General features: G+C 68.5%; 22 protein-coding genes. 7 read left to right on the top strand and 15 right to left on the bottom strand.

The genetic code is table 11. The features are described from left to right. Positions 1-19 precede the first annotated feature (19 nt). Complete coding sequence (locus EV666_RS12660) at positions 20-1,294, bottom strand: ABC transporter substrate-binding protein (protein ID WP_376886245.1); 1,275 nt, start codon at positions 1,292-1,294, stop codon at positions 20-22. A gap of 297 nt (positions 1,295-1,591) precedes the next feature. Here EV666_RS12660 and EV666_RS12665 point away from each other — a divergent pair, with 297 nt between their 5' ends. Continuing rightward, positions 1,592-2,293 carry a TetR/AcrR family transcriptional regulator gene (locus tag EV666_RS12665; protein WP_165910010.1) on the top strand — a complete coding sequence of 234 codons (702 nt, stop codon included), beginning with the start codon at positions 1,592-1,594 and terminating at the stop codon, positions 2,291-2,293. A gap of 25 nt (positions 2,294-2,318) precedes the next feature. Here the strand turns inward: EV666_RS12665 and EV666_RS12670 are convergent, their stop codons facing one another. The 4 genes from EV666_RS12670 to petA form a co-directional block, all read right to left on the bottom strand. Further along, positions 2,319-3,146 carry an enoyl-CoA hydratase gene (locus EV666_RS12670; RefSeq protein WP_132008474.1) on the bottom strand — a complete coding sequence of 276 codons (828 nt, stop codon included), beginning with the start codon at positions 3,144-3,146 and terminating at the stop codon, positions 2,319-2,321. Positions 3,147-3,484: 338 nt separating this feature from the next. Next, entirely contained in the window at positions 3,485-4,342 is an 858-nt protein-coding gene (locus EV666_RS12675) for a cytochrome c1 (protein ID WP_132008477.1), read from the bottom strand. Between the two features lie 21 nt (positions 4,343-4,363). Beyond that, entirely contained in the window at positions 4,364-5,641 is a 1,278-nt protein-coding gene (locus EV666_RS12680) for a cytochrome b (RefSeq protein ID WP_132008480.1), read from the bottom strand. A gap of 34 nt (positions 5,642-5,675) precedes the next feature. Then, positions 5,676-6,206: a ubiquinol-cytochrome c reductase iron-sulfur subunit gene (gene petA, locus EV666_RS12685; protein ID WP_132008483.1), complete on the bottom strand. Its 531-nt coding sequence runs from the start codon at positions 6,204-6,206 to the stop codon at positions 5,676-5,678. A gap of 703 nt (positions 6,207-6,909) precedes the next feature. Between petA and EV666_RS12690 the strand changes: the two genes are divergently transcribed. Both EV666_RS12690 and hemF read left to right on the top strand, forming a co-directional pair. Continuing rightward, positions 6,910-7,380: a tRNA (cytidine(34)-2'-O)-methyltransferase gene (locus tag EV666_RS12690; protein WP_132008486.1), complete on the top strand. Its 471-nt coding sequence runs from the start codon at positions 6,910-6,912 to the stop codon at positions 7,378-7,380. A gap of 96 nt (positions 7,381-7,476) precedes the next feature. Then, complete coding sequence (gene hemF / locus EV666_RS12695) at positions 7,477-8,427, top strand: oxygen-dependent coproporphyrinogen oxidase (RefSeq protein ID WP_376885015.1); 951 nt, start codon at positions 7,477-7,479, stop codon at positions 8,425-8,427. Positions 8,428-8,550: 123 nt separating this feature from the next. Here the strand turns inward: hemF and folK are convergent, their stop codons facing one another. The 6 genes from folK to EV666_RS12725 form a co-directional block, all read right to left on the bottom strand. Then, on the bottom strand, positions 8,551-9,108 hold the full coding sequence (gene folK, locus EV666_RS12700) for a 2-amino-4-hydroxy-6-hydroxymethyldihydropteridine diphosphokinase (RefSeq protein WP_132008489.1): 558 nt from the start codon (positions 9,106-9,108) through the stop codon (positions 8,551-8,553). Beyond that, the gene (folP, locus tag EV666_RS12705) at positions 9,105-9,920 is read right to left on the bottom strand and encodes a dihydropteroate synthase (protein WP_245514412.1); all 816 of its coding nucleotides are present in this window, start codon (positions 9,918-9,920) and stop codon (positions 9,105-9,107) included. The genes folK and folP overlap by 4 nt, the downstream gene beginning before the upstream one ends. 233 nt (positions 9,921-10,153) lie before the next feature. After that, positions 10,154-11,938 carry an adenylate/guanylate cyclase domain-containing protein gene (locus tag EV666_RS12710; RefSeq protein ID WP_165910011.1) on the bottom strand — a complete coding sequence of 595 codons (1,785 nt, stop codon included), beginning with the start codon at positions 11,936-11,938 and terminating at the stop codon, positions 10,154-10,156. 345 nt (positions 11,939-12,283) lie between these two features. After that, entirely contained in the window at positions 12,284-13,240 is a 957-nt protein-coding gene (locus EV666_RS12715) for a sensor histidine kinase family protein (protein ID WP_132008498.1), read from the bottom strand. After that, positions 13,227-13,832: a hypothetical protein gene (locus EV666_RS12720; protein WP_132008501.1), complete on the bottom strand. Its 606-nt coding sequence runs from the start codon at positions 13,830-13,832 to the stop codon at positions 13,227-13,229. Before EV666_RS12720 ends, EV666_RS12715 begins: the two co-directional genes overlap by 14 nt. Before the next feature lie 164 nt (positions 13,833-13,996). Continuing rightward, positions 13,997-14,281 carry a sulfurtransferase TusA family protein gene (locus tag EV666_RS12725; RefSeq protein ID WP_245514398.1) on the bottom strand — a complete coding sequence of 95 codons (285 nt, stop codon included), beginning with the start codon at positions 14,279-14,281 and terminating at the stop codon, positions 13,997-13,999. Between the two features lie 413 nt (positions 14,282-14,694). Between EV666_RS12725 and EV666_RS12730 the strand changes: the two genes are divergently transcribed. The 3 genes from EV666_RS12730 to EV666_RS12740 all read left to right on the top strand — a co-directional run bounded on the left by EV666_RS12730 (position 14,695) and on the right by EV666_RS12740 (position 17,874). After that, the gene (locus EV666_RS12730; RefSeq protein WP_132008504.1) at positions 14,695-15,534 is read left to right on the top strand and encodes a chorismate mutase; all 840 of its coding nucleotides are present in this window, start codon (positions 14,695-14,697) and stop codon (positions 15,532-15,534) included. Between the two features lie 239 nt (positions 15,535-15,773). Then, on the top strand, positions 15,774-16,877 hold the full coding sequence (hisC, locus tag EV666_RS12735; protein WP_132008507.1) for a histidinol-phosphate transaminase: 1,104 nt from the start codon (positions 15,774-15,776) through the stop codon (positions 16,875-16,877). A gap of 10 nt (positions 16,878-16,887) precedes the next feature. Next, positions 16,888-17,874 (top strand): prephenate/arogenate dehydrogenase family protein, encoded by a 987-nt coding sequence (locus tag EV666_RS12740; RefSeq protein ID WP_132008715.1) that lies wholly within the window; start codon positions 16,888-16,890, stop codon positions 17,872-17,874. Positions 17,875-18,004: 130 nt separating this feature from the next. Here the strand turns inward: EV666_RS12740 and EV666_RS12745 are convergent, their stop codons facing one another. Next, a complete protein-coding gene (locus EV666_RS12745; protein WP_165910012.1) occupies positions 18,005-19,108 on the bottom strand; it encodes a DUF2125 domain-containing protein in 1,104 nt (367 codons plus the stop codon). 814 nt (positions 19,109-19,922) lie between these two features. On the opposite strand from EV666_RS12745, the gene EV666_RS12750 reads away from it, so the two are divergent. After that, entirely contained in the window at positions 19,923-20,459 is a 537-nt protein-coding gene (locus EV666_RS12750; protein ID WP_132008513.1) for a gamma-glutamylcyclotransferase, read from the top strand. Between the two features lie 88 nt (positions 20,460-20,547). On the opposite strand, the gene EV666_RS12755 is transcribed toward EV666_RS12750, so the two are convergent. The 3 genes from EV666_RS12755 to EV666_RS12765 form a co-directional block, all read right to left on the bottom strand. Next, positions 20,548-21,099 carry a hypothetical protein gene (locus EV666_RS12755; protein WP_132008516.1) on the bottom strand — a complete coding sequence of 184 codons (552 nt, stop codon included), beginning with the start codon at positions 21,097-21,099 and terminating at the stop codon, positions 20,548-20,550. A gap of 241 nt (positions 21,100-21,340) precedes the next feature. After that, positions 21,341-22,060, bottom strand: a complete 720-nt coding sequence (locus EV666_RS12760) for a lysophospholipid acyltransferase family protein (RefSeq protein WP_132008519.1) — start codon at positions 22,058-22,060, stop codon at positions 21,341-21,343. 113 nt (positions 22,061-22,173) lie between these two features. Continuing rightward, a complete protein-coding gene (locus tag EV666_RS12765; protein WP_132008522.1) occupies positions 22,174-22,875 on the bottom strand; it encodes a YdcF family protein in 702 nt (233 codons plus the stop codon). Between the last annotated feature and the right edge of the window lie 93 nt (positions 22,876-22,968).

Genomic DNA, 22,968 nt, shown 5'->3' on the forward strand with positions numbered 1-22,968 from the left:
CGCTTCGTCAGGACCTGGCTCAATCATACATTTTCACGTCGTGCTTCTGCACGGGACCGATGGGGTCGAAGCCCTCGCCATTGAAGCGCATGAGCTGCATCTGGGTAATAGGAAAGTAATTGGTGGGGCTGGTGTTGACGAGCACGCCATCCAGCAGCAGGCCGAGCCTGACGTCTTTCAGGCTGGTCGCCTGTTTCATGATGTTCTCACGGGAGAGGTCGTCGCCGGCCATCTCCAGCACCTTGTGCACCAGCTTGATGCACATGTAGCCGTAAGCGTTCTGGTTGTTGGTCGGGTCGCCCTCCGGGTACCACTGCTTCATGAAGGCCAGATATTCCTGCACGCCCGGATCATCCCGGTAGCGCGGATCGCTCGCCTCCTTCAGCGAGGTGGCGGTGATGACGCCTTTGGCGTTTTCAATGCCGGCGGGTTTGAACACCATGGGGATCGAGGCGCCGGTGGTGTTGACGATCTGCAACTCCGGCTTCCAGCCCAGTTCCGCCGCCTTGCGGATGGCCTGGGCGGCGAAGCGGGGAGTCGAAAAATTGACGAAGATACTGGCGCCCGAAGCCTTCAGCTTCGACATCTGTGAATCGATGGTCGGCTCGGAATTGTCATAGGTGGCGGTGGCGACGACGTATCTGTCGTAGTCCTTGCCCAGCGCCTTGCGAAAGCCCTCGAAGATATCGCGGCCATAGTCATCATTGGGGTAGATGACCGCCACCTTGCCATTGGGAAACTTCTCGCGGATGTAGCCGGCGTACATGGCCGCCTCGACATGATACACCGACGTCGACAGGCCCATCGTCCACGGATAGTTGCGATAATCGCCGAATTTGGTGGCGCCGGTGGCAGCGAACAGTTGCGGGACCTTTTTGGCGTTCATGTATTTCATGATCGCCGCATTGGGCGGCGTGCCGACGGCCTGGACGATGGCGAGCACGCCGTCCTGCTCCACCAGCTTGCGGGCCTGCTCCACCGCCTTGGGCGGGCTGTAGGCGTCGTCATAGGAAATGAACTCAACCTTGCGGCCGTTAACGCCGCCCTTCGCGTTCACCATGCGAAAATAGGCTGCCTCGGTCTTGGCGAAGGCGCTGTAAGCGGAGGCCGGACCACTGTAAGGGGCGAGGTTGCCGATGCGGATCGGCGGTTTTTCGCCAGCCCGCGCCGGGGCGCCTGGCAGCGCCCAGACAGCGCCGGCGACGAGCCCAAGGGTCAGCAGGGCGCGGCGGCGAAGCGGGGGGCGCCCGCCCCCCATGCGCTGGCCATGGGCGTGCGGCATGTTCACGTTCATCATGTCCTCCCGGCGGCGCGGCGCGGGTTGCTCCCCGGACGGCGCGCAACCCGGCTGTCTCCACATGGTCGCATGGAGGCCGGTGATTGTTTTTTTGAAACGTGATATAAATTTTTGCCGCCGTCAATTGGCGCATCACACATGACGGATTCCGGCGCGACATTTGCGGAAACCGGGCGGGCGCGTCATCAGGCCCGAACGCGAAGGCGCATCGCCGCAGGCGGCCGGATGGGGTTGACCAGCCCCTGGCAACCCAGCTTCATCGGGCGTCGAAGCAAAACCACGAGAGACACACGCATGGGGCAGCCAGCGCCGGCCGCACAGGGACGCCGCGAGGAAGCGAAGGCCGAGCGCCGTCGCCGCATCATCCACGCCGCGCGCGAGCTTATCCGCGAGACCGGCGACGCCGGACTGTCGATGCGGGCGCTGGCGGCGCGCGCCGGCGTCAGCCTCGCCACGCCCTACAACCTGTTTGGCTCGAAGGGCGCCATCCTGCTGGCGGTGCTGGAGGACATCAAGGGGTTCGGCCGTCGCTTCGCCGGTTACGAAGCATGTTCACCGCCCGATCGCGTGCTGAAAGCCGCCGCGCTCGCCGTGAGCTATTACGAACAGGACCCGGATTTCTACCGGGCCCTGTGGGGCAGCATGCTCAGAACCACAGGCGCCGAAGCGCGCAGCATGATTTTCAACCCGAAGCGCGAGGCCTTCTGGATTGGCCTGCTGGACGCCGCCGCCAGCGACGGCTGGCTGCTGCCGGAGATCGACACCGCCGCGCTGATGCGCAATCTCGACTTCACCTTCCGGTCGATCATGCTGCACTGGATCAATGGTGAAATCGGCCTCGACAGCCTGCAACCCGCCGTCGGCTATGGTTATGCCCTGGCCCTGCGCGGGGCGGCGACGGAAAAAGGCCAGCAACTGATGCTGGAGCGGGCGCTGGCTTTCCAGGCGGAGCTGGCCGCGTCGCCGGCGGCCAGCGACAGGGGCCGCCCGGACTGATCCGGCCCCCGCCGCCAGGCCCGCCTCAGCGTCCGGTGAAAGCCGGGGCGCGTTTCTCGACGAAGTGGGCGACGCCTTCCTTGAAATCCTCGCTGCTGAACGACGCCACCATTTCGCGGTCGGCCACGTCCCAGGCTTCATCGAGGTTCTGGAACATGGCGTCGTAGACCTGGCGTTTCATCACGCCGATGGAGCGGGGCGAGGCGTTGGTGGTGAGCTCGCGGGCGACGGCGCGCACGGCGTCCAGAAACCCTTCCTGCGGCAGCAGGCGGGCAAAACCGAGCCGCTCCAGTTCCTTTGCCTCAACGGTGCGGGCCGACATCAGCAGGTCAAGCGCGTTGGTCAGGCCGACGATGCGCGGCAGCATCCATGAGACGCCGTGTTCGGCAATGAGTCCGCGGCGGGCGAAGGCGGTGGTGAACTTGGCGCCTTCCGCCACATAGCGGAAATCACAGAACGATGCGAAGCACACGCCCATGCCGGCGATGGGGCCATTGACGGCGGCGAACACCGGCTTCGGCACGCGCAGCATCCAGGAAAAGCGCCGGTTGAAATTGGCGTCAATGCCGTCGCCGCCGTTGCTGGCGCGCGCGTCATCCTCGGCGGCGCCGCCGCCCTGCTGCTCGCCGGAGCTGATGCCGCTGAGCAGGTTCATGTCCGCGCCGGCGCAGAAGCCGCGCCCGGCCCCGGTGATGACGATGGCCCGCACCGCGTCATCGGCGGCCGCCTGCTCCATGGCCTGACGCAACTCGCCTTCCATATGGCGGGTCCATGCGTTCAGCCGGTCCGGCCGGTTCAGCGTCACCGTGGCGACGCGATCCGTCTCGTCATAGAGGATTTCGGTCCATGCCATCCGTTTCTCTCCCAGTGTCATGCCGCGGCCTCATGGGCGGACCGCTGGCGCAGGCACTTTTATCCCCCACTGGCGCCCGCCAGCGCAACCACCGGCGCCGGAGGGCGGCCATGTCGCGGACGCGGCCAGGGCATGTCGCCGACGCGGCCAGAGGGCGACGTCCACGGCGCGTGACCGTTCAGAAGCCGCCAGGGGCAGGATGAGCCGGGCGACGGCGGCCACTGGCGGCGGCGACCGCAAAAAGCAAACGCCGGAAGACTTTCCGTCTTCCGGCGTCGCTGTCATCCGATGCTGACCGGACCAGGCTGTCGCCGCCTGGCCGGTTGCGCCATTTCCGGTCAGGCCGGATCCGGCAGCTTCTTCCAGATGCGCTTCTTGGCGAAGTAGGTAAGGCCAGCCAGCAGGATCAGGAAGATGATCGCCCTGAAGCCCAGCGCCTTGCGCGCCTCCATCTTCGGCTCGGCCGTCCACATCAGGAAGGCGGCGACGTCCTTGGCGTACTGGTCGACCGTCTCCGGCGCCTGCGGCTTGCCATCCGGCCCCTTGTAGTCCACCTGGCCGTCGTTGATCGGCTTCGGCATGGCGATGACGTGGCCGGGGAAATACTTGTTGTAAGTACCGCCATCAGGAAGATTGAAATCCTTCGGCTTCTCCACATAGCCCGTCAGCAGGGCGTGGATGTAATCCGGCCCCTGCTCGGCGAACTGGGTGAACATGTCGAACACGAAGGTAGGGAAGCCGCGCTCATAGGTGCGCGCCTTGGCCATCAGCGACAGGTCCGGCGGCGCCTTGCCGCCATTGGCGGCGGCGGCGGCGTTATCGTTCGGGAACGGGCTCGGCCAGTGATCAGCCGGGCGGCCGGGACGCTCGAACATCTCGCCGGCGTCGTTGGGACCGTCCTGCACCTTGTACTCGGCGGCCAGCGCCTTGACCTGGCCTGCCGTGAACAGCGGCCCGCCCGGCTCGGCCAGATTGCGGAACGTGACGTACTTCAGCGAATGGCAGGCGGCGCAGACTTCGCGATACACCTTGAAACCGCGCTGCAGCTGCTGCGGATCAAACTTGCCGAAGGGGCCGGAGAACGACCAGTTCACGGACGGCGGCGTCGGGCCGGCCTCGGAGGCCTGCGCCGGCGCCGACAGGGCGCCCAGAACCACCGTGAACACGCCGGCGGTCAGGAGTTTCGTAAGCTTCATTTGACGATTCCCCTTCACGGCTCAGCCATTGACCGACGCATCAGCCGGCGCGGCGCGCTTCGCCTTTTTGGCGAGCACCGCCTCGGCGATCGAGCCGGGCAACTGGCGCGGCGTCTCAAACAGGCCGAGCAGCGGCAGGATGATGAGGAAGTAAGAGAAGTAGAACACGGTCAGGATCTGCGCCGCCAGGGTGTAGCCGCCCTCGGCCGGCTTGGCGCCGAGCCAGCCCAGCACAACGCAGGCGGCGACGAACAGCCAGAAGAACACCCGGAACACCGGACGGTAGTTGCCCGAACGCACCTTCGACGTGTCCAGCCAGGGCAGGAACGCGAGGATCAGCACCGCCGAGAACATGGCCAGCACGCCGCCAAGCTTGGAGGGGATGGCGCGCAGGATGGCGTAGAACGGCAGGAAGTACCACTCCGGAACGATGTGGGCCGGCGTCACCGAAGGGTTGGCCTCGATGTAGTTGTCGGCGTGGCCCATGAAATTCGGGATGTAGAACAGGAACCAGGCGAAGAGGATGAGGAAGAACACCACGCCCACGGCGTCCTTGACGGTCGCATAGGGGGTGAACGGCACGGTGTCCTTGCAGATGTTCTTCACTTCCACGCCGGTCGGATTGTTCTGGCCCACGTGATGCAGCGCCCAGATGTGCAGGCCGACGACGCCCGCCAGCATGAACGGCAGCAGGTAGTGCAGCGCGAAGAAGCGGTTCAGGGTCGGATTGTCCACCGCGAACCCACCCCACAGCAGGGTGACGATCCAGGTGCCGACGCCAGGAATGATCTCGTCAAAGGCCGAGAACAGGTTGGTGATGACGGTGGCGCCCCAGAACGACATCTGGCCCCACGGCAGCACGTAACCCATGAAGGCGGTGGCCATCATCAGCAGGAAGATGATCACGCCAAGGATCCACAGCACTTCGCGCGGCGCCTTGTAGGAGCCGTAATACATGCCGCGGAAGATGTGGATGTAGACCGCGATGAAGAACATCGAGGCGCCGTTGGCGTGCATGTAACGCAGCAGCCAGCCGAAATTGACGTCGCGCATGATCGCTTCGACCGATGCGAACGCCAGCTTGGCGTTAGGCACATAGTGCATGGCCAGCACGACGCCGGTGACGATCTGCACCACCAGCATCATCGTGAGGATGGCGCCGAAGGTCCAGAAATAGTTCAGGTTGCGCGGAACCGGATAGGCGACCGCCGACGAGTGTGTGAGGCTGATAATCGGCAGCCGGGCCTCGAGCCACTTCGTGAAGCCGCTCTTGGGGACGTAAACAGAATGGCCTTCCATAATGGTCGCCTGCTCCAGAAATGGTCGTTGCGCCTCAGCCGATCGTGATCTTCGAATCGGAGACGAATGTGTAGGGCGGAATCGGCAGATTGGTCGGCGCCGGCCCCTGGCGAATGCGGCCGGAGGTGTCGAACACCGAACCGTGGCATGGGCAGAACCAGCCCTCATAGGCGCCCTGGTGACCCAGCGGCACGCAGCCGAGGTGGGTGCAGTTGCCGTACACCACCAGCCACTGGGCGTGCCCCTCCTTGACGCGCGCCGAGTCAGGCTGCGGATCGCGAAGCGAGGCGACGTCCACCTTGGCGGCGGACTCGATCTCGGCCTTGGTGCGGTGGCGGACGAAGATCAGCTTGCCGCGCCAGAACAGCTTGAGGATCTGGCCTTCCGCCACCGGCGTCAGGTCAACCTCCACCGGCGCGCCGGCGGCGATGGTGGCGGCGTCCGGCTGCATCTGCGCGATGAATGGCCACGCGACGGCGGCGGCGCCGACAGCGCCGACAGCTCCGGTGGCGATCAGGAGGAAGTCACGCCGGGTCGGCTCGGCGGATGGTACGGTCTCGGCCACAATCGGCTCCTACAAAAGTGGACGGCGCCCGGCGACATCGGCGCGTCCCGCTGCACCGGGCGCGGTGCGCCGGACCGGACGGCGCCGATATCACGCGAAACACCCACGCCAGAAATTGCGCGCGACGATGGGAGTCGCCATGCGGCTCTTTGGCATGCTTCAAAAGTGGTGTCCATACCAGCACAGGCAGCCTGCCGCTGCCAAGCGCTGGCGCGGAAGCTGGCCCTGCGCCGTCCGTTGCTCACAGGCGGAGGCAGAAAGATTGCACGTGACCACTTCCTTGATAACGCCGTGTTTCCGCCACACTCGGGGGCGCCGTCAACAAAAAACCACATGCGTCATTCCGCGCCACCTGACGGTGACGAAAAAGCGCGTCCCGACGCCGCCAGGCGCGGGAAAACGTCGGCCGGTGACGCTGGCGACGTGACTTTTTCCTCGTTTAAAGTGAATCAGGCATGACATGTGCGAGCCCCCCCGACTCCCCGGGACGGCCAGGACGGATTGAAGGGCGCGGCCTGGCGCGCCCCGCGCCAAGGCCGGCGACGACAACAACCGCATCGCTTTCCCCCGCCCGCCGCTACATCATGCGCGCCGCAAAACCCGGCCGCTAACTCAGCCCAGGACTCAGCTAAGGACTCCTGACGGGCGGGAGCGATCCCCGCGCCAGCGCGCCGGCCCCAACGATCATTCGAGGAAGGCAGCCATGCGGCTTGCGCTGTTTCAACCGGACATTCCACAGAACACGGGCGCAATCCTGCGCCTCAGCGCCTGCCTCGACATGGCGGTGGATATCATCGAGCCCGCCGGTTTTCCGGTCACCGACCGGCACTTCCGTCGCGCTGGCATGGATTATCTGGATAACGTGCGCATTGATCGCCACGCCTCCTGGCGCGCCTTCCAGGAGGCGCACGCGGCGCGCGGCGGCCGGCTGGTGCTGGCCACCACCAAAGGCTCCATCGCCCTGCCCCACTTCCATTTCGCGCCAGACGACACGCTGGTGCTGGGGCGGGAGAGCGCCGGCGCGCCAGACTACGTGCATGCGGCGGCGGACGCGGCGGTGCACATCCCCCTCGCCAACGGCATGCGCTCGCTCAACGTCGGCATGGCCGCCGCCATTTTCGCCGCCGAGGCGCTGCGCCAGACTGGCGGTTGGCCGCGCGCCGCCGCCGGATAGCCCGGGCCCCCTGGTCAATTTCTCCCATGGCGCGACGGCGCTGATCGCGTCAGATAAATACTGGCGTTACGGATACGCCGGATATGGAGAAGCGACGTGACCAATCCCGCAGGCAAGCCGGCCCGGTTGCCCCCTGAGGCGACCCTCGATGGTTACAAGGAGCGCGCCGCCGCCTGGTTCGCCGGGCTTCAGGAACGGATTTTCGCGGCTTTCGAGAAGCTTGAGGACGCGGCGGGCGACATGCCTTCCGAATCCTGGGCGCGGGACATGCCGCCAGAGGTTCGCGACAGGCCAGGGCGTTTCGAGCGCACGCCGTGGACGCGCACCGATCACACCGGCGCGCCTGGCGGCGGGGGAACCATGGGCCTGCTGCGCGGCCGGGTGTTCGAGAAGGCGGGCGTGCATGTCTCGACGGTGCATGGCGAATTCGCGCCGGAGTTCCGCGGCCAGATCCCGGGCACGGACACCCATCCCGGCTTCTGGGCCGCCGGCATCTCTCTCATCGCCCATCCCTGGCACCCCCAGGTTCCGACGGTGCACATGAACACGCGCTTCGTGGTCACCGCGAAGCCGTGGTTCGGCGGCGGCGCCGATCTGACGCCGATGCTCGACGCCCGGCGCGGCCAGGACGACCCCGACGCGCAGGCGTTCCACGCGGCCATGCGCGCCGCCTGCGACGGACATCCGCACGCGGACTACCCCCGTTACAGGGACTGGTGCGACGAGTACTTTTTCCTGAAGCACCGCAATGAGATGCGCGGTATCGGCGGCATCTTCTACGACTATGTCTGGAACGACGATTTCGACGCGGACATGGCCTTTACCCGCAGCGTCGGCGAGGCGTTTCTCGACATCTATCCGGCCATCGTTCGCGCCAACATGGGCAAGCCATGGCGTGAGGACGAGCGGCTGGAGCAGCAGGTGCGGCGCGGCCGCTACGTCGAATTCAACCTGCTCTATGACCGCGGCACGGTGTTCGGGCTGAAGACAGGCGGCAATATCGCCTCGATCCTGTCGTCGATGCCGCCCACGGTGCGCTGGCCGTAAGCCCCTGGCGCAATTCCGTTCATCCCGAACGGAATTGCGCCCACTGATATGGGCGCGCTGGCCCCGACGCAGGGCGGGCGCCGGCCCGAGGGGAAGGCGCGGGGAAAACGCGGGGAAAACGCCTCAGTCTTCCAGCCGCTCCAGGCCCTGCATCGACAGGCGCGCCAGCGCCTGTCGCGCCGGCATGGGCTGCACCCGCTCCCCCTCGCGCACCTCGACCTCCAGGTCCGGCGCCAGCTCCACCAGCGGCGCCAGCGCGAACGCCCGCTCGCCGAGGCGGGGATGCGGCAGGATCAGCTCCGGCGTGTCCAGGGTCACGCCAGCCATGGCGAGCAGGTCAATGTCGATGGGGCGCGGCCCCCAGCGCCGGGCGTCCGGCGCCTGACGGTCGCGGCCCAGTCGCCGTTCGACATCAAGGCACAGGCGCAGCAGCGCCAGCGGCGGCAGCGTCGTGGTGATTTCCAGGCAGGCGTTCAGAAACGGCGGCTGGTCGGGGTCGCCCCAGGGCGGCGTGCGCCACAGCGCCGAGCGCCGGCGGACTTCCACGCCCTCCGCCGCACCCAGCAGGGCGATGGCGGCGGCGAACCGCGCCGCCACGTCGCCAAGATTGCCGCCGAGCCCGAGGAAGGCGCGCGTGGGAGCCGCCTCCGGCCGCTTCCCCTGCCCGTCTTCCCGGCTCACTCGCCCCGCTCCATGGCGGCGGCGAGCGCCAGCTCCGGCGCCATCACCCCCTGGACAATGCGCAGGGCGTCGCGGTGGGCGGCGACGTCATGCACGCGGATCACGTCGGCGCCGAAGGCCAGGGCCAGGGTGTGGCCGGCAAGCGAGCCGGCAAGCCGGTCCGCCACCTCGCGACCGGTCAGCAGGCCGATGGTCGATTTGCGCGAGACGCCGACCAGCACGGGCAGGCCGTAAGCGGCGCGGAGTTCGGGAAGCCGGCGGATGGCGTGCAGATGCTGGGCGCGCGCAGCGCCAAAGCCGAAGCCGATATCCAGCACGATGCGATCGTCGCGCACGCCCGCCCGGGCGGCGATGGCCAGCGAACGGTCGAAGAAACGCCGGAACAGGTCCATCACGTCGGCGTCGGGTTCGGGCGCGTCGGCATTGTGCATGATAACGACGCCGGCGTCGTGCTCCGCCGCGACCCGGGCAATGTCGGGATCGCGCTGCAAGCCCCAGATGTCGTTGACGATATTCGCCCCCGCCGCCAGCGAAGCGCTGGCGACCGGCGCCTTCCAGGTATCGATGGAGATCGCCACCGGCAGCGCCGCGTCAGCCATCGCGGCGGCGGCGGCGCGGATGGCCGGGACAACCCGGGCAATTTCCTCGTCCGCCGGGGTCGGCGCATGGCCGGGCCGGGTGGATTCGCCGCCGATGTCGATGATATCTGCGCCATCGCGGGCCATGGCGCAGGCGTGTTCCGCCGCCGTTTGCGGGGCGTTGAAGCGGCCGCCGTCGGAAAACGAATCCGGCGTGACATTGAGCACGCCCATCAACAGCGGCAGCCGGTCGCGCCGCCACGCCGCGTCCGCGCCGGAACCCGGGCGCGGGCGCACGCGGTCGAGCAGGCGCGCCGCGCCGCCACGCGCTGCGGCTGGCGCTTCTGTCCGGTCCGGGGCGGCGGAAGGATGAGGCTCGGTCATGGCGGTTTCATTGCGCCAATTCGCCCGTCCGTCCAGCCCGCAACGCGGATCGACGGAACAAATCCATCCAGATGGCTCCCATGCTAGGCGTCGGGGCGACCGCGCAAACGATCGCGCCAGCTCCGGCGCCCTGTCATGGCGGCGGCGGCCAGCGGCTCCTGCCCGGGCGGCTGGATCAGGCGCACGTCGCGCGCGCGGCGGGCCAGGGCCACGGCGACCGGCGTCGCCACGCCTTTCACGGGAAAATCGCGAAACTGGCGCTTCGCGGCGGCGCCGTCGACGCCGGCGGCCTGGGCGGTCGCGGCCGAGAAGGCCAGTTGCACGTTCTCCTGCTTGGCGATTGATTCGATGCGGCTGGCGACATTGACCGTTGGGCCGATCACCGTGATGGCGGCGCTGTCTCCCCAGCCAATGCGCCCCACCACCAGCGGGCCGGTGTGGACGCCCATCGCCACATTTAGCGGATCATCGAGCTCCGCCGCCAGCTCGCGATTGAGCTGGTCCAGCGCCAGATCAATGTCCCGCGCCGCCAGCAGCGCCCGCGTCGCACCGGCGATGGCGTCGCCGCTCTCGGGAAACAGGGCGAGCAGCCCGTCGCCCATGTATTTCTCGATGCGGCCCCCGGCCTGCTCGATCGCCACCCCCATCAACTGGAACACCCGGTTCAGGATGAACACGGTGTCGTAAGGCAGTTTGGACTCGCTCAGCCTGGTAAAGCCGCGAATGTCGGCGAACAGCACGGTGAAGCGGCGCTCAACGCCGCCGGCCTCCAGGCTGTCGGCAGCCCAGGCGGCGTGGGCCTGCCGCGCCTTGCCCCGCCCGGGCGACAGCAGCGGCTGCACCACCACGACGCCGCGCGGCTGCGCCTGGCAGGCGAGGCGCACGTCGGCGTCGGCGCCGATGGACAGCAGGGTCTTGCGCTCGGCCTCGCCCACCGGCGACATCTCGTCCAGCCCCCGGATCACCCGCACCCGGCAGGTGGAGCAGCGGGCCCGCCCGCCGCAAACCGCCAGATGCGGAACGCCATTGGCGCGGCCAATCTCGAGAATGGTGCCGCCGCGCGCGCCCTGGACCGTCGGGCCGTCGAGATACTGGATGCTCACCGTGCGCCGGGCGATGCGCGAGGCCGCGAGCCGGCCGGCGGCGAGGGCCAGAACCAGCGCCGCCACGCCATAGAACGCCCGCTGACCCAGATCACGCCAGTCGGCCAGGGCCGCCTCCCCCGCCGCCGATGGCCAGCGAACAGTCTGCTTCAGCGCTTCCATGGCCGCCGGGTCAGCCAGCTCCACGTCAAGGCGGCGCCCCTCGGCCACGAAGCCGGCAAGGGCCAGCGCGGGCGCCAGCACGGCGCCGGACAGCAGCCAGGGCGCCCAGCGGGCGTACCAGCGCGCCTCGCGCAACCACATGTGCAGGCCGAGGCAGCCATGGGCCCAGACCAGCAACAGCAGCAGCGACTGGGGAACCGCCGCGCCCGGCCACAGCCGCGCCAGTTCATAGGCATAGTTGTCATTGACGCCGAGGACCGAGAAGGCGACGCGGGTATTGACGATATGGGGAATGAGCAGAAAGGGGATGGCGAAGCCGGAAAGCAGCTGCGCCCACTCCCATCCGCGCAAGCGGAACGTGCGCTTGCCGCCGACGCGCGCCAGCGCGAGAACCACGTGGGTCGTCAGCGCGAGCCCCAGAATGAGGGAGCCGGGGAGCGAGCGGGTCACCGCGGTCCGGGCGGCGCGAACCTGCTCCATGGCGTCAAGGCTGACCAGCCCTAGCGCGACATTGAGGAAGTGCGTTCCCGCGAACGCGAACAGGACAAGGCCCGAGGCCAGACGCAGCCGTTGCGCCGGAGACCCCAGCAACAGCCTGTTCATGACGCACCTCCGATTCTGGACACCGGCGCGTCCGCAATCCGGCCTCTGCAAGGGAATATGGGTCCGCCGGTGCAAAAATCGCCGGGGGCGGTCAACCTGACGCATTGCCTCGCGCAGGTTTTGAAACGGGTAAAACCGGGTGAACGCAATTCAAAATGGCGCGGGCAAGGCGATCAGCGGGAAAGCATCTGACCAGACCGCCCGACGCCGTGATGACCAGAAAGCGGCGCGGCGCGGCCGCAAAGGGGAAAGGCCGCAAAAGGGGAAAGGTCACTGGGCAATGCCGCCAGGACGGGCGGACGGTTACGGCGGGTCGCGACATGAAAGGCGCCGCGCCGGCCTGGCTTAGCCGGGCGATCCGCGCCTGGAGCGGACCGGGAAGCGCAGCGCCGACGACGCGGGTCCCGGCTCGCGGGCGCTCCAGTACAGGGCGCCGCCCAGGCTTCGCGCCACGCGGCCGGCCACCCGCTCCGTCATGACGTTATGGGCGTTCGCCGCACGGGACGGCGCATCGCTCCGCAGCCATGTCAGCGCCAGCACCGCCTCATTCTCCTCCACGGCCAGGCTGATCCTTAGCGGCTCCCGGGACGACGGCTCTTCCCGCAGGGCAAGGAACAGCAGGTCGGCAAGCACGAGGCACAACCGGACGAAATCTTCGTGATCCAGCTCCATCGGCGCGATGGTGATCTCTCCGCGCAAATCCGGGCGGCGCTCCGCGCGGATGATCTCCGCGCACAGGTCGGTCATGACGCTGGACAGGTCAGCCCCCTCCAGCACCACCCGGTCGCGCATCAGCCGCTCGACCCGGGCGGTCATCAACATGCGATCGCGCGCCACGCCCGCCAGAAGCTCCAGGTCCACGTCGTCCAGCGTCCGCATCAGGCCGGCCGCGAGCCGCGCGTTGCGACCGAGCCAGCGGCTGAGGGCGCTGGACAGCGCCGCCGCGCGCCGGGCCTGCCGGGCGGCCCACGCCGCGCGCGCCGCCTGCCGGGCGGCCAGCAGATAAACGACAAGGCCCGAAGCAACGTAGCCGCCGATGAACACCAGACCGTTCGGCGAAAGACCGAGCGTGAAGTTCAGCGGCGGCGCCCGCATGGCCATCACCGCTGCGACGACCGAGACCGCCAGCACGAAAATCCCGGCGATATGGCCCGCGAACGTGGTGGCGATGGCCACGCCAGCGAAAAACATCACCAGCGGCAACCCGACGATCGCTCCGCGCAACCAGAACGAGAACAGCAGCGGAACCACCGCGCAGGCAATCGCCAGCAACGCCTGGAGACGCGGATCAGAAAGACGCATCGGACGGTCCGGCGCCGGCTCCGCGCTCCGCGCCTTCGGCCCACGCCACGAGGCGGCGCATCAGATCCAGCGCCTGCTCCTGGTCGAGGGCGATGATGACCGGATCGCAATTGGCGAATTTGGGATCGAAGCGGAGCTGCACCCGACCATCGCCATACGGATCGGACACGCCCGCGCCGATCGCCTCGATCGCCATGCGCAAACCGCTGGATGAGGCCGGTGGCGCTGGCGGGGCAGCGGACAGGGCCGCCCGCGCCAGGCCCGCCAGCTCGTCACGATCCGCGAATACATCCGTCGCGCCGGAAACGGAGGTCATCGCCAGGGCGCCGAACAGGTCGGGCGGCGGCGCGCCAGCGGAGGCGGCGAGCGGCTGGAGCCAGGCCTGGAGGGCGGGATCGAGCGCCTCGCCGCCAGCGTCGCGCGACGATGGCGCGGCTTCATCCAGACCATCCGGCGGCGCCGGGAGCGCGGCGTCGGGGAAATCGCCGGGCAGGTCGTTGGAGATTGGCGCCGGACCTGGGCCAGGCTCCTGAGGGGTATCCGGGCGGGTGGCCCCAAAGGTTCGCACCGTGGGCGACAGGGTAACGCGCATCGTTCGGCTCCAGGCGCGGAAAGCATACGGACGCCAAAGGCCGGAGCCAACTGCCCCCGCGGTGTTTTGAACGCGAATTCGTCGTCCGAGCGCGCAGGGGCGGCGCCAACGTCAGCAATCCGCAGGCGGGCGCGGGGGCAAGCCCGGCCCGTATCCCGCCCTGATTATCCCAGGGGCGGGGCGTCATCGCCCCGGACAATATCAAAGGTCAGCAACGGCCCGCTGTGAACCGAACCCGCGAGCCGGTGGCCGGCTTCATGCACCATGTGGGGAATGTCGATCGCCGCCATGGGATCGGTGCAGCGCACGCGCAGGCGCGCCCCTGGCGCCATGCCGGCCAGCTCCCGCCGGGCGTAGAGCACCGGCAGCGGGCATTTCAGTCCACGCAGGTCAAGTTCACGCAAAGTTGCTCCGCCATCGTCCGTGTCACGCATGTGCGACGACGCCATGTCTCCTCTCCATCATCCAGAACTGCGGGCGGCGCCCGCCATGCCGTCAATAAGGGACCGGGCGGCGCGACGTCAAAACCTGACCTGTCCCCAATGGCGGCCGCCCCCAAAATATCCGCCGACCCGACGCCATCGGACTTGACGCGGCGCCCCGGGATTTGAACTAGTTGTCCCCGTCCGGAAGCGCGCGCCGGTCCGTCCGCCGGAACCCGCGCGGCGCGCTTCCATATCCGCCTGGGGCGCGCCCGTTCTGTCCGGGGCCGCGCATGCGCCCTGTTTCCGATGTCTCGCGTTTTCCATGCGCCGCCAGCCGTCGCGCAGCGCCGGAAAATGCCATAACAATCTGATTTCACGCAACTTCCACGCAAAAGCAGCATCCGTTTTTGCCAACGTTGCGCAGCAGGAAAGTCTCCATGTCCCAGCCGATCAGCGCGGAAGCCGCCGCCCGCCTTGCCGACCTGCGCGGTGAAATCGACCGCATCGACGCGGAGATGCACGCGCTGCTGATCGAACGTAGCCAGATCATCGACGAGCTGATCACGGTCAAAAGCACCCAGGCGTCGGGCTCAGCCTTCCGCCCGGGCCGCGAAGCCTCGATGATGCAGGCCATCGCCCGCCGCCATACCGGCTCACTGCCGCTCGACACCGCCGAGGGCATCTGGCGGGTGATCATCGCCACGTTCACCTGGATGCAGGCGCCGTTCAACGTGCATGCGGACATCAGCTCCGGCGACGGCCCGATGCGCGACAGCGCCCGGTTCCATTTCGGCTTCACCGTGCCGTACCTGCCCCATGGCAGCGCCGCCGACGTGATCGCGGCGGTGGGACGCTCCGCCGGCGATGTGGGGATTTTCCGCGCCGACAGCGGCGTCAGCTCCCTCGCCTGGTGGGATGCGCTGACCGACGCCGCGGCGCCAAAAATCATTGCCCGCCTGCCGTTCATCGAGCGGCCGGACCATCCCGCCGGCACGCCGGTGTTCGTGGTGTCCAAGCCGCTGGCCGATGCGGCGGTGCGCGAAACCATCCTCTACGCCGCCAGGGTGGAGCGCTGGCCGGAGAACGCCGCCGCCGCGCTGGCCGGCGTGGGCGCCGAGGTCATCGGCAGCGCCGGCGCTTCCGGGGGGCTGTCGCTGCTGATCGCCGCGCCTGGCGCGCTGGCTCCCGACGCAATGGCCGCCGCCCTGCCCCAGGCCGCCGGCCGCGCGGCGCTGGTCGAAGTGGGCAGCCACGCCGACCGCTTCCGCATGACGTGAGCCCGACGACGCCAGGGCGCCCGTGATCCTTGCGCCCAGGTCGGCGCGAGACGGCGCATGGGCGAAATGGCGCATGGGCGAAACGGCGCCGGGCGGGATAGCCGTCTGGACGGGATGGCGCATGGGCGGCGCGGCGCCGGGGCGGACGGACGCCCGGGGGGCGATCTTTTCCGAAAAGTGGTTCCCACTTTTCGCCGATCTGCTCTATAGCTGCCCGCGTCCAACTGGAGTTCAAGCTGATGGCCAATTCAGAGGCCCGCCCTGTTCCGCGCCCCGGCGTGCTGTCGATCGCCCCCTATGTCCCGGGCCGCAGCGAAGCCCCCGGCGTCGCGAAAGTCTACAAGCTCTCGTCCAACGAAACGCCGCTGGGTCCCAGCCCCCACGCCATCGCAGCTTACCGGAACGCCGCGGACCATCTGGAAGCCTATCCCGACGGCGCCGCGACGCGCCTGCGCGCCGCCATCGGCGCCCGCTATGGCCTCGACGCCAACCGCATCATCTGCGGCGCCGGCTCCGATGAGCTGCTGAACCTGATCGCCCACACCTATATCGGCCCGGGCGACGAAGGCCTGTTCAGCCAGCACGGCTTCCTTGTCTACAAGATCGCCATCACCGCTGCCGGCGGAACGCCGGTGGTCGCGCCGGAGCGGGATTACACCACCGATGTCGACGCCCTGCTCGCCGCCGTGACGGAGCGGACGAAAGTGGTGTTCGTCGCCAATCCGAACAATCCCACCGGCACCTATATTCCGCATGACGAAATGGCTCGGCTGCGCGCCGGCCTGCCGCCGCACGTGCTGCTGGTGATCGACGCCGCCTACACCGAATATGTCCGCGCGAATGACTACAGCTCGGGCCTGGAGATGGCGGCCAGCCTGCCCAACGTGCTGATGACGCGCACCTTCTCCAAGATCCATGGTCTGGCCGGGCTGCGCATCGGCTGGGCCTTCGGCCCGGCGGAGGTGATCGACGCGCTGAACCGGGTGCGCGGTCCCTTCAATGTCAGCGCTCCGGCGATCGCCGCCGGCGTCGCCGCCATGGAAGATCCGGCGCACGAGGCGCGCGCGGCCGAGCACAACCTGACCTGGCTGGCCTGGGTGACCGAACAGGTGCGGGCGCTCGGCCTCGACGTCACCCCCAGCGTCGGCAATTTCGTGCTGATCCATTTTCCGGACACGCCCGGCGGGACGGCGCGCGACGCTGATGCATTCCTGCTGAAGCGCGGCCTGGTGCTGCGCGCCGTGGCGTCCTACGGCCTGCCCGACGCCCTGCGCATGACCATTGGTTCGGAAGAAGCCAACCGTCTCGTCATCGACGCGCTGCGCGACTTTCTGAAGCGGTGACATGAGCGACATGGGCAGCCACCTCGTGGACGCAACAGCAGCAGCAAACGCAGGGGCGTCCGTGGCCAAGGCGTCCGTGGTCAACCGGCTGGCGATCATCGGCATCGGCCTCATCGGCTCCTCGATCGCGCGGGCGGCGCGCCAGCATGGCCTCGCCGGCGCGATCGCCATCGCTGACGCCAGCCCGGAGGCGGTGGCCACCGCCAGCCGGCTCGGCCTTGGCGATGCGTGCGGAACCGACGCCGCCACAGCGGTCGCGGACGCGGACCTGGTGATCCTGTGCGTGCCGGTGGGCGCCATGGGTCAGGTGGGCGCGGCCATCGCCGGCGCCCTGAAGCCCGGGGCGATCGTGTCGGACGTGGGATCGGTCAAGGGCGCCGTCATGGCGCAGCTCGCGCCGCATCTGCCGGGCGGCGTGCATCTGATCCCGGCGCACCCGGTGGCCGGTACCGAGAACTCCGGCCCGGAGGCCGGTTTCGCCACCCTGTTCCATAACCGCTGGTGCATCGTCACGCCGCCCGAGGGCGCCAGCCAGCAGGCGGTGGACGCCCTATGCGCCTTCTGGGCCGGCATGGGCGCCAATGTGGAGACCATGAGCGCCGAACGGCACGATCTGGTGCTCGCGGTCACCAGTCACCTGCCGCACCTGATCGCCTACAACATCGTCGGCACCGCCGCCGACCTGGAGCAGGTGACGCGCTCGGAAGTAATCAAGTTCTCCGCCGGCGGCTTTCGCGACTTCACCCGCATCGCCGCCTCCGACCCGACCATGTGGCGCGACATCTTCCTGAACAACAAGGACGCCGTGCTGGAGATGATCGGGCGCTTCAACGAGGACCTGGCCGCGCTCGCCCGGGCGATCCGCTGGGGCGACGGCGACGCGCTGTTCGAGCTGTTCACCCGCACGCGCGCCATCCGGCGCGGCATCATCGACAGCGGTCAGGAAACCGCCGAGCCGGACTTCGGCCGCCGCCACGAGGATGACGCGACGGCCTGACATGGCGCCGTGCTGGCCAGCCGGCCGGTGGAACGCGCGAGGTGGGCGCGCGAAGTAGATGGGGGAAGCGGCAAGCTGTTCCTGATCGGCCCGGCGATGTCCCGCCGGGCCATTTTTCTTTCACTGGCCGTCAGTACAGCGGCGGCAGGCGCATCACCGGGAACGGGCCGATCATCAGCCGGCCCTCGGCGAAGACCAGCGGCGGCATCGGCGTCAATGGCGGCGCCGGCGGCTGGCCGTCCGCCGCGTCGCCCTGCCGTTGCGCGCCCTGGCCGCCGCCGAGCATGGCCAGACCGCCCGCCAGCAGGCCGCCCATGCCGCCGCGCCGGCCCGTGAGGCGCGCCAGCAGTTCAGAAACGCCGGCGGCCTTCACGTCCAGCTGACCCGACAGGCGGCGCAGGTCATCAACGCCCAGTTCGCCGCGCGCTTCGATAATCTGGTCACCGCGCGTCAGCTTCAGCAGCGCCACCTTCAGCCGGCCGCCAGCGGCGCGCCAGGCGTCGATCTGGGCGGGCCCCGCGCCTTTCACAAAAACCCCGGCATGGTCGAGTCCGGCCTGCAATTCGACGTTGGCGGGCGCCGGATTACCCAGCAGGGCGTCCGCCACCGGCGACGTCGCCTTCACCAGTTGCGAAGCCACATCCCACATCTCGCGGTCGCCGGCGGCGGCGGGGTCGGGTCGCACGTGCGCTTCCCAAGCCTCGGCCCGGCCGAGCAGGGTTTCGCCGCCATTGCTGTCGAGGGCGGCCAGCACCGGTTTCTTCATGTAAGCCGACATGCGGGAGAAGGCGTTCGCCGTCCGGCGGACGCTGAGGGAAAAGCCCTCCCAACCGAGGCGCAACGTTTCGGGACGCCCCTCCTCACGCACCGTCACCGGTCCGGTGAAATCCAGCACCACGAGGTTCGGATCATAAATCTGCGCGACAGCCCTGAAACTGGCCATCTCCCCCTGAACGCGGCGGCCGTCGCCAAGCCGGCCATCGAAAGTGGGACGGGTGCAGGAAATCTCGAACCGCAGGGGGAAGCCGGACAGGGCGCGATCCGGGCAGGTCCACTGGCGGCCGCGCCCCGCTTCCGTCGTCAGCCAGGCGTCCACCGCGTCATCGACCCGGTCCCGGGCGATGAACCAGAAGGCCGAAACGCCGGCCGCCAGCACCAGCAACAGGATGTAGGGCAGATAAAGCGCCCAGCGGGCCACACGGCGGGGCGCTGGTGATACGGGTTGTTCGCTCACGCGATTCTCCCTGAAGCGATTTGCTGGCGCGGCGCCGTCCGCCGCCGCTGAAACTGCATGAAACCGAAGGACAGGACAAACGCCCGGCCGAGGCTGACCGGAGTTTGCGCCGCGGCGGCGGCGAAATCCTGGCGACGCCGGATTGCAAATCCGGCGCCCCGCGCCAACGCCGGCGCGCCATATCAATACCAGAACGTCCGCCAGGCGCCAGGGCGGGAGCCCCTGCCCCGGTCTTCCGGACTGGACGAACCCGGAAGACGGGCCCTGCAACCGTGCGCCACGACACGGGCATGGGGCTGCGTGTTCTCCTGCACCAGGACCGACGGCCGTCAGGCGGCGCGCGCCGTCCTGCCCTGTCAGCCCCCCGCTTTCTTGCCTTTCCCGCCTTGTCCTCCCCCCTTTCCCTGCCCCCTTAGCCCTGCCCGCATGAGGGCCGGGACGCGAACCGCAGGATCGTTGCGCACCGGCCGGGGCTGCGGACATGGGCGCCGGACGACAGACGGGTCCTCTGGATCGGCGGCGCGGCTCCCGCTTTATATCGCGAAGCAAAACCCGTATGAACGCCCCCGGATTTTCCACGTCAGGGGCTTTTGTGAGAAGCGATGGCGTGGTTCGCGGAGAGAATGCGTCAAATCAGCAATATTGCGTCCTTCCAGCGAACCAGACCGGCCGGGAGCGCTCGCGCTTCGGCGCCTGAGGGCGCAGGGCGGTCTGGCCTCGCCAGACCCTTCTTGCGGCCGGCCTGACCCGCCTGGCGCAGGTTCCGGCGGGCGCGGCGCGCTCACTCTTCACTTTCCCGGCGGGGCGGGACGTCATGACAGAAGCTTCTGAGGATTTGTGGGTATTCGGCTACGGTTCGCTGATGTGGCGGCCCGGCTTTGACTATATCGAGCGGCGCGCCGGCCTGGTGCGCGGCTATCACCGCGCGCTCTGCGTTTACTCATTCCACCATCGCGGCACGCCGCAGGAGCCGGGGCTGGTCATGGGACTGGACCGGGGCGGCTCGTGCCGTGGCGCCGCGTTTCGGGTCGCCGCTGGAAAGCGGGCCGACACCATCGCCTATCTGCGCGAACGCGAGCAGGTGACCGGCGTTTATCTGGAGCGCAGCGCCGCCGCCACCCTCGACAATGGCCAGACCGTGCCGGCGCTGGTCTATGTGGTGGACCGCCGGCATGAACAATACGCCGGCAGGCTCGACGTGGACGCAGTCGTCGCCATCGTGCGGCGCGGCCGCGGCGTTTCAGGCTACAATCCCGACTACGTGCGGAACACCCAGAGCCATCTGGTCGAAATGGGCGTCCACGACCCATGGCTCACCCAGGTCGTCAACCGGCTCGACCAGGAGTTTTGACGCGCGGGATACACCCCCGGCGGGGCGGGCATGGACTACCCGGAGTGACGCCGGGGCGCTGGCGGCGCAGCCGCCACGCCGCCCTGCCTCAGGCGGTCAGATCCAGCAATGTGCGCTGGCGGGCGGCGGCGTCGCGCGCCAGCAGATGCACGTGCAGCTCCGTGGCGCCCCGCTGGCGCATGGCGGCGACCCAGCGCCCGTTGCCGCCGGCGGCGCCAGCCTCGCCGCTGTCGCGCCCTTCCAGCAGCACGGAGCAGCCGCCCGCGTCACGTTTGACCGCGAACAGCAGGGCGCCGTCGTATTCACAGGCGGGATCGGCTCCGTCGAGCGCGTGCTCCGAGACGATGTAACGCCGGCCTGAACGGCCGAGCCAGGCGCGGAAATGGTCGCCAAGGCCGTCGCCGGCGTCGGCGCCGCCTGATCCAAGATCAAGGGCAAGCGCGTCCTCGCGGGCGGCGCTGGCCGCGGCCGGGGCGATGTCAGCGATTCGCCGCGTCTCGCCGGCGCGGGCTGACGCGGGACCCGGCAGCGAGGACCGGAGCGACGACCATGTCCCGGAACCGCATTCCCCCCGGATCTGCCCCCGAAAAGGCGGCGACGGGCGATTGCGCGTAACCGGGAAACGGATGACGGAGGCCATGACGCGCCTTCCCCAAAACATGGTTAACTTGAACAAAAAGAGAACAAATCATTCTCCGGGTCAAGCGCCACATCAGGTCAGACGTTACAGGATGAATTAGTGTTTTAAATCAATCATGCGCGGGTCATGGGGGCCGGCGCTGCCGCCGGTTGCGGACAGGCGCGCCCGCCCGGAAGGGCGCGAATCATCCGTGCGAATCACCCACGCGCGGGCGTTTGCATGACGGGCGGCGGCGCGCCGGTCAGACCCGTCGTCCCTCGACCAGCAGCCGGTCGCTGGGCGGTTCAATGGCGGCGATCAGGGCCGGGATAATCTCCGCGCGGGGCAGGTCGGCCGGCAACGGCGGCAGCACCTCGATGACCGCGACGCCCGGCCGGAAGGCCAGGCTGCGACGCGGCCAGAACAGGCCGGTGTTGAGCGCCACCGGCAGGCAGGTCGCGCCGAGCTGGCGGTACATCTGGATGACGCCGGGCTTGTAGTCCGGCTCCGCCCCCGGCGCGCGACGGGTTCCCTCGGGGAAGATGATGATCTGGGAGCCGCCGGCGATCGCTTCCTTCGCCTCGTGCATCATGGCGCGCAAGGCCGAAGCGCCCGCCGCGCGGTCGACGCCGATATGGCCCATACGGGTGATGTACCAGCCGAAGATCGGAATGCGGGTCAGCGATTTCTTCAGGATGAACACCGGCCGCTCAAACACCAGCATCAGCGCCAGGGTTTCCAGCGCCGACTGGTGCTTGGAGGCCACCAGCAGCGCGCCGCGCGGCGCCAGTCCGGTGTTGCGGAACTCCACTTTCACGCCGGCAGTCAGGCGCAGCAGCAGCAGCGTGCAGCGCACCCAGGCGCGAATGACCTTCATGAACACATCCCGCCCCATCAACGCGAACGGCAGCACCGCCACGGTCCAGATGGCGGTGTTGATGTAGAACAGGGTGAGGAACAGGACGGCGCGGAATGTCTGCATGGGGCGGCGGCTTTCCGTGTCGCGCGGACGGCCGGATCAGGTCAGACGGGACCGGAGGGATGCGGCGTCGCGGGGGCGTGCTGTCGCCGGCTTTCCACGCCAGCGCGCGCCAGTCAACCGCCGGTGGAACGGTCGGCGAACCAGGCGCCGGAGAACAGCGGTTTGCGGCCGCCGGCCATCAGGGACATGGGCGCGTATTCGGGATCGCTTTCCAGGCGGGTGCGCACCAGCGCCACGAGATATTTGCCATATTCCGCCAGCAGCAGGCGCGCTGACGCCGGGCTGCGCCACCATGTATCGGGATCGACCGAACCGGTGACGACGGCATAAGGCTTCAGTTCATAGTCGGAGAGGATGCTGCGCATTTCCACGAGGGCGCGCGGCATGTGATAGTTGCTGGTGACGACAATCAGCGTGCGGAAGTCGTGCTCGCGCGCCCAGCGGCGCGTCTCGATGGCGTTGCCGATGGTGTTGCGGGCCCGGTAATCCAGATCAACGCAACAGTTGAACAGCTTCGCCGCCTCCGGGTTCTGGCTCGCGAGCCGGGCGCGCGTGGTGCGCGCATAGACGCCGGAAACCAGCAGACGACGGGCGTGGCCGCCGGCCAGCAACGCCACCGCGCCATCCACCCGCTGCGCGCCGCCGGTAAGCACGACGATGCCGTCAGCCGGGGCCAGCAGCGGCGCGCCCGAACGCGGAACGGCGGAAAGGAACAGGAAGAACCCGGCCATCACCGCCAGGACGCCGACCGCGAACAGGCCAGCCGCAGCCTTCACCGCGAAGCCAAACATCTGTCGGATTCGCCGCGTCGCCATGGCCGACCGTAACCCGGACGTGCGCACTGGCCACCCCCCGGCATACGTCGGCCCTGCTGTCCATCGCATGAGCATCATCACACGAACCAGTAT

Source organism: Camelimonas lactis (assembly GCF_004342915.1).
GTDB classification, from domain to species: Bacteria; Pseudomonadota; Alphaproteobacteria; order Rhizobiales; family Beijerinckiaceae; genus Camelimonas; species Camelimonas lactis.

What these genes read in the sequence shown, in the direction of transcription:
- EV666_RS12660 (WP_376886245.1), bottom strand. Translation starts at nt 1,294, where the DNA reads ATGAACGTGAACATGCCGCACGCCCATGGCCAGCGCATGGGGGGCGGG.
- EV666_RS12665 (WP_165910010.1), top strand. Translation starts at nt 1,592, where the DNA reads ATGGGGCAGCCAGCGCCGGCCGCACAGGGACGCCGCGAGGAAGCGAAG.
- EV666_RS12670 (WP_132008474.1), bottom strand. Translation starts at nt 3,146, where the DNA reads ATGGCATGGACCGAAATCCTCTATGACGAGACGGATCGCGTCGCCACG.
- EV666_RS12675 (WP_132008477.1), bottom strand. Translation starts at nt 4,342, where the DNA reads ATGAAGCTTACGAAACTCCTGACCGCCGGCGTGTTCACGGTGGTTCTG.
- EV666_RS12680 (WP_132008480.1), bottom strand. Translation starts at nt 5,641, where the DNA reads ATGGAAGGCCATTCTGTTTACGTCCCCAAGAGCGGCTTCACGAAGTGG.
- EV666_RS12690 (WP_132008486.1), top strand. Translation starts at nt 6,910, where the DNA reads ATGCGGCTTGCGCTGTTTCAACCGGACATTCCACAGAACACGGGCGCA.
- folP (WP_245514412.1), bottom strand. Translation starts at nt 9,920, where the DNA reads ATGGGCGTGCTCAATGTCACGCCGGATTCGTTTTCCGACGGCGGCCGC.
- EV666_RS12710 (WP_165910011.1), bottom strand. Translation starts at nt 11,938, where the DNA reads ATGAACAGGCTGTTGCTGGGGTCTCCGGCGCAACGGCTGCGTCTGGCC.
- EV666_RS12715 (WP_132008498.1), bottom strand. Translation starts at nt 13,240, where the DNA reads ATGCGTCTTTCTGATCCGCGTCTCCAGGCGTTGCTGGCGATTGCCTGC.
- EV666_RS12720 (WP_132008501.1), bottom strand. Translation starts at nt 13,832, where the DNA reads ATGCGCGTTACCCTGTCGCCCACGGTGCGAACCTTTGGGGCCACCCGC.
- EV666_RS12725 (WP_245514398.1), bottom strand. Translation starts at nt 14,281, where the DNA reads ATGGCGTCGTCGCACATGCGTGACACGGACGATGGCGGAGCAACTTTG.
- EV666_RS12730 (WP_132008504.1), top strand. Translation starts at nt 14,695, where the DNA reads ATGTCCCAGCCGATCAGCGCGGAAGCCGCCGCCCGCCTTGCCGACCTG.
- hisC (WP_132008507.1), top strand. Translation starts at nt 15,774, where the DNA reads ATGGCCAATTCAGAGGCCCGCCCTGTTCCGCGCCCCGGCGTGCTGTCG.
- EV666_RS12740 (WP_132008715.1), top strand. Translation starts at nt 16,888, where the DNA reads ATGGGCAGCCACCTCGTGGACGCAACAGCAGCAGCAAACGCAGGGGCG.
- EV666_RS12750 (WP_132008513.1), top strand. Translation starts at nt 19,923, where the DNA reads ATGACAGAAGCTTCTGAGGATTTGTGGGTATTCGGCTACGGTTCGCTG.
- EV666_RS12755 (WP_132008516.1), bottom strand. Translation starts at nt 21,099, where the DNA reads ATGGCCTCCGTCATCCGTTTCCCGGTTACGCGCAATCGCCCGTCGCCG.
- EV666_RS12760 (WP_132008519.1), bottom strand. Translation starts at nt 22,060, where the DNA reads ATGCAGACATTCCGCGCCGTCCTGTTCCTCACCCTGTTCTACATCAAC.
- EV666_RS12765 (WP_132008522.1), bottom strand. Translation starts at nt 22,875, where the DNA reads ATGGCGACGCGGCGAATCCGACAGATGTTTGGCTTCGCGGTGAAGGCT.